This window comes from Mesorhizobium sp. M1A.F.Ca.IN.020.06.1.1, assembly GCF_004023265.1.
In the GTDB taxonomy this organism is placed as follows: Bacteria; Pseudomonadota; Alphaproteobacteria; order Rhizobiales; family Rhizobiaceae; genus Mesorhizobium.
This window is the reverse complement of record NZ_RZSR01001308.1, coordinates 1-1274: the sequence shown is the minus strand read 5'-3', so window position 1 is coordinate 1274 and position 1274 is coordinate 1. Positions and strand designations below refer to the sequence as shown.

Sequence of the window (1274 nt, the reverse complement as noted above, 5' to 3'; positions counted from 1 at the left end):
GTGCCGAGATAGGCCGCGCGCGGCCGGCTGGAGGAAAAGGCGAAGGCGACGACCGCGTACCAGACGAATTCGTTGAGGAAGAGCAGCGGCGGCAGGACCAAGAGCATCCAGAGCGGCGGCGAGGCCGGCAGCATGGCCGCGAACATCGAGGCGTAGAAGATCGCCGTCTTCGGATTGGCGAGCTGGACCAGAAGCGCGCGCCGCAGCGCCCGCCAGAACGAGCCGGCGCGCGCCGAGGCATCGTTCGCGATCTCGATCGGCTGATTGGCGCCGCGCCAGATCTTTATGCCGATCCACAGCAGATAGGCGCCGCCGGCGACGCGCAGGAAAATGTCCAGCCAGGCGACCTGGACGAGCAGCGCGGTCAGGCCCGCGACCGCGATGATGGCGAAGATGAAGCCGCCGATGCCCATGCCGATCGCCGCCGCTAGGCCGTCACTGCGCTCGCCGGCGACCGCGATACGCGAGACGACGACGAAGCTCGGCCCCGGGCTCATCGCCCCCAGCAGGAAAACGCCAAGGATGGAAAGGATGGTTGCAATCTCGGACAAGACTTCCTCCGCAGGTCGGCTGCAATTCCCTGCGCAGTACAATGCACGCGCCGCACGCCTTGTCACCATCCTGGCGGGCGATCGGCGAGCGCGAGCATGCCGAGACGGCGTCTGGTCAGGCAGGAGCCGCGCCCTATGTCTTCCGCGGCCCGTCCAGCCATCGGGCGAAACACCGCCTTTTGCAGAACAAGCGGCAGTTGCTTGGGTTGGCAGCCGTGTTCTGCAGTCGTACGGTATATGGCGGAAGTGCCTCTGCACACGGGGAGACTTCAGATGAAAGCTGCCGCAGAACGCGACCCTCGCAGGCGCGAGCTTTTGAAGGATCACGGCCCAGCCGGACTGGCCGCGAAGTCTGTTTCCGGCCGCGCCGCAGCCCAGCAGCGCCGACGACGCGCCGCCCACAGTCAAGACGTCCCGCCGATCCGTTCGCGCCAAGCATGATCCGTTCCAGTGCTTTCCTTCCCTAGACCGAGGCGAGGCCGCTCGCCGCTCTGGATAGGCTTGATCGCAACGCTCTCGGGCTGCGCGGGCGGGGTGCTCGACCCGCAGGGCCCGATCGGCGCGGGCAACCGCACGATCCTGCTCAACTCGCTGGCGGTCATGCTGGTCATCGTCATTCCGACGCTGGTGGCGCTGCTTTTGTTTGCCTGGATGTTCCGCGCCTCCAACCGCAACGCCCGCTACGAGCCGGAATTCACCTATTCGGGCCGCATCGAGCTGATG

At 66.6% G+C, this 1274-nt stretch carries 1 protein-coding gene and 1 pseudogene; one reads left to right on the top strand and one right to left on the bottom strand.

Going from position 1 to position 1274, the window contains the following annotated elements; all coding sequences use genetic code 11:
• On the bottom strand, positions 1 to 551 hold a 551-nt coding region (locus tag EOA60_RS33530; protein WP_128312651.1), incomplete at its 3' end, for a LysE family transporter.
• A 501-nt stretch (positions 552 to 1052) separates the two neighbouring features.
• Here EOA60_RS33530 and EOA60_RS33525 point away from each other — a divergent pair.
• Positions 1053 to 1274, top strand: a pseudogene (locus tag EOA60_RS33525) (cytochrome ubiquinol oxidase subunit II); the annotation flags it as partial.